The 3,238-nt window shown below is 45.8% G+C and carries 4 protein-coding genes and 4 tRNA genes; 2 read left to right on the top strand and 6 right to left on the bottom strand.

Annotated elements, in window-relative coordinates:
- Positions 1 to 331, top strand: a 331-nt coding sequence (locus tag VIP81_RS07080; protein ID WP_331957834.1) for a hypothetical protein, incomplete at its 5' end; no start/stop codon positions are given.
- A 33-nt stretch (positions 332 to 364) separates the two neighbouring features.
- On the top strand, positions 365 to 760 hold the full coding sequence (gene pth2, locus VIP81_RS07085; protein ID WP_331957836.1) for an aminoacyl-tRNA hydrolase: 396 nt from the start codon (positions 365 to 367) through the stop codon (positions 758 to 760).
- Here the strand turns inward: pth2 and VIP81_RS07090 are convergent.
- The 6 genes from VIP81_RS07090 to VIP81_RS07115 form a co-directional block, all read right to left on the bottom strand.
- Positions 757 to 966, bottom strand: a complete 210-nt coding sequence (locus VIP81_RS07090) for a YwbE family protein (RefSeq protein ID WP_331957838.1) — start codon at positions 964 to 966, stop codon at positions 757 to 759. The genes pth2 and VIP81_RS07090 overlap by 4 nt on opposite strands.
- Before the next feature lie 88 nt (positions 967 to 1,054).
- A complete protein-coding gene (locus VIP81_RS07095) occupies positions 1,055 to 2,149 on the bottom strand; it encodes a slipin family protein (RefSeq protein ID WP_331957840.1) in 1,095 nt (364 codons plus the stop codon).
- A 504-nt stretch (positions 2,150 to 2,653) separates the two neighbouring features.
- Positions 2,654 to 2,728: transfer RNA gene (locus tag VIP81_RS07100), tRNA-Phe, on the bottom strand.
- A 9-nt stretch (positions 2,729 to 2,737) separates the two neighbouring features.
- Positions 2,738 to 2,823 (bottom strand) — tRNA-Tyr (locus VIP81_RS07105).
- Between the two features lie 268 nt (positions 2,824 to 3,091).
- A tRNA-His gene (locus VIP81_RS07110) sits at positions 3,092 to 3,164 on the bottom strand.
- Between the two features lie 18 nt (positions 3,165 to 3,182).
- Positions 3,183 to 3,238: transfer RNA gene (locus VIP81_RS07115), tRNA-Ile, on the bottom strand.

Raw genomic sequence — 3,238 nt, forward strand, 5'->3', positions numbered from 1 at the left:
GGGCTATGCGCTTTTACCTAATTTTTCGGGAGAAGTAAGACAGTACTATGGTATCGCCCGCCGCGAAGCCAGGGGAAAGCGTGTGGATAATAATGCCGGCAGTTTTTTCAGTCTGACGGGTGGTTACAGAGCCGCGCCTATTGCTGCCTCCAAAGGGTATTATGAAAGCGGCTATGGATACGTTACGCCCGCCTGGGGCATGCAACGGAGCTGGGGAAGACATTTCAGTTTTGAAGCCCGTTTTGGTATCCGGTTTAGCCCGGTGGAATACGAGACTGGCGCGATAGAGGCACTGGATGCACGTGTACAGGTGGGATATGTGATTTGGTAATGTTGTAAATTAGCTGCTTAAACGGAGTCATATATGTCGTCCAGGATAATTAAGCAGGTAATAGTGATGCGCAAGGATTTGAACATGCGCAAAGGAAAAATGATTGCTCAGGGAGCGCATGCGTCTATTGCGTTTCTAACGCGGCATGCTACCATCGAAGGACATACGCTGCAAACCCAATTGAGAAATCCGGAAGAAGTATCGGAGTGGATGACGAAAGGGTTCACCAAAATTTGTTTGTCGGTCGACTCCGAAGAAGAACTGGAGCGCGTATACCAGCAGGCCATAGATGATGGGTTGAATGCCACACTGATAACAGATTCGGGGTTAACAGAATTTGGAGGAGTACCTACTAAAACCTGTTGTGCGATCGGTCCTAATTTAAATGAAGAAATAGACCGTATTACAAAAGCGTTGAAGTTGCTTTAGTCTTCGTCGCCTACTACGTCTGTTTCAACGACTCTGCCTACCTGTCCATCTTCCAAACGTACTTTAATACCGCGGGAATGATAGGCGGCAGAGGTTAATAAATCCTTTACGATACCGTAGGTTTTTTTACCGCTGCGCTGATCTTTCTTCAGGATGATGGCCACTTCCAGGCCAGGATATACATCTTTTCTATATTGTCCGTCCATAATTTTATTGCTGCTTATGCTGCAAAGCTAGAAAAATTATGCTGAATAAAAGGCTAAAGGCACTACCCTTTTGGCAGTGCCTTTTCGCTTATTTAGGGATAAATATTTGCCTTAGCTGATCTATCAGTACACCGTTTCCGCTTACGCTGATGTTGTTGATCTTTTCTGCGATTTTTTCCACATACTCCATTTCCTTCAGCTTAAACAGCATGGGATTGTCTTCCATCAGCTTGGCGGTATTCAGCAAACTTCTGGTGCTGGCTGTTTCTTCTCTTCGCATGATGATGTTGGCTTGGGCCTTCTTTTCGGCCACCAGCACCTGGTTCATGATTTCCTTTACATCGCCCGGCAAGATGATATCCCGGATACCAAAGCTGGCGATGGTGATACCCAGGGCTTCAGCCTTAGGGCTCACGGCTTGCAGGATGTAAGGGGCCAAGGCATCCTTCTTCTCCAGCAATTCATCAAAGTTCAGCGCGGCGATGTATTCTCTCAGCGCCAGCTGGAACAGGATGTAGAGCTGTCGTTCGTAGTCCTTATTTTGTAAAAGCGCCTTGTCGATATCTACCACCCGATACTGTGCCCATGCGTTGATTCGCAGTGCGGCTTTGTCTTTGGTCAGAATTTCCTGACCATTGATTTCTGCCTGCAGTTGTCTGGTATCAATTTTAGAGATGGTGATAGAGATGTTATTCTTCCACCAGAAATAAATGCCAGGATACAGTGTCATGGAGTATTTTCCATCTATCAGCAAAATAGCCTGTTCGTGACTTTCCACGCTATAGCTCCTAACATAAGGCGCTACCAGTCGGTGGCAAAGTGTGGACCGGTCTATGTTTTCGGTGATGGCTATCTTAGAGATATCCGCACGGATAAACTTGTAGTCGATCATATTTTTCCAGAAGGTGTATCTTCCTGCGGTCAATACCTGCTTCAGCAATCCGTTTTCGTAGTGCAATACTATTTCTGTTTCGCTTACTTCTACTACATGCAAAGCCGCTGTGATTTCAGGGTCTTGCAGGAGTATGTTCAGTTCCAGGGGAGCAACAAACGGTTTGTTGACATCGAAGATTTGTACATCTTCGTTGATCAGCCAGTGCCGGCCTTCCTGCAGCATTCGCTGATATGCTCCGTTCTTGAATATCAAGCCTCTTTCGTAGGCGTTGATGGTTACTCTTTTCATTTTCATTTCTCTTTTTGGGGTTAATAAAAGCCAGGGGTGTTACCCATTTTGCCGGCACGGAAACAGTTGTCAACCTACTATTAATCATCAGTTAGGGCGGAAGTGCTAAGTGATGGTAATGGTATGATATATATACCTGTTTTCTGGTGTTGGTAAAACTGCTGTCATCACCCTTTTGATGATGCGCGGGGCCTACAGCCCTGACTTTCGTTGTTGTTTGTTTTGCTATTCTTAGTAGCAGATTTTAACAGTTTTTCAGACTGTCTCCGTGAAAGGGAGTTATCCATTGCTCTACCATTGAGCTACCGTCTCGTAGACGAATAGGAATCGAACCTATATCGATAGATGGTTTGGGCGAGAGCTGTGTCATGAGGCAACAGCATACAGCACGTTACTACGGCTGCACTGCAGGGCTCTGTGAAACCCATGCCTGGTTTGCGTTCAACGACATCAATTCTCGTCTTCCCGTTGGGGAAGGATTTTAGTAAATGCTTTTCATTTACCTGGTGGACGAAGCAGGACTCGAACCTGCACTGGCGGTGCTTCAAACCGCTGCTCTACCATTGGAGCTATTCGTCCATTTTTTAGTGTGAGTAGCAGGATTCGAACCTGCTAAGCCTGTTAAGGCGATGGTTTTACAGACCATTGCGACACTCCCGCTTCGCCGTACTCACTTTGGGGTTTTCTACTTTAGGGGTTAACGCTCTTTCAGGGTTAACGTTTTTTCGACAACATTTTTTACTGGTAATCTTTTGAGGGTTAACGCTCTTTTAGGGTTAACATTTTTTCACTTTTAAATCTGGGGTCAACACGCTTTCCGGTTAACACTTTTCACTTTTAAATCCGGGGTTAACACGCTTTTCGGTTAACAAATTTTAGGGTTACACATTTTGGATGAACAAAATGTGGGTTAACAAACAGGGTTAACAACATTGGTTCTCGGGGTGCAGGCGGGGCTCGAACCCTGATCTTCCGGGTCACAGCCGGATATTCTCACCATTGAACTACATGCACCATTTTACAAAGTTGGCCAGACCGGATTCGAACCGGTAACCTGCTGCATATAAGGCAGACGCTCTAACCTGAGCT

Origin of the sequence: Chitinophaga sp., from assembly GCF_036566945.1 — a bacterium.
Lineage (GTDB): Bacteria > Bacteroidota > Bacteroidia > Chitinophagales > Chitinophagaceae > Chitinophaga.

Bases quoted from the DNA above. Each gene is read 5' to 3' on its own strand.
- pth2 (WP_331957836.1), top strand. From the start codon at position 365: ATGTCGTCCAGGATAATTAAGCAGGTAATAGTGATGCGCAAGGATTTG.
- VIP81_RS07090 (WP_331957838.1), bottom strand. From the start codon at position 966: ATGGACGGACAATATAGAAAAGATGTATATCCTGGCCTGGAAGTGGCC.
- VIP81_RS07095 (WP_331957840.1), bottom strand. From the start codon at position 2,149: ATGAAAAGAGTAACCATCAACGCCTACGAAAGAGGCTTGATATTCAAG.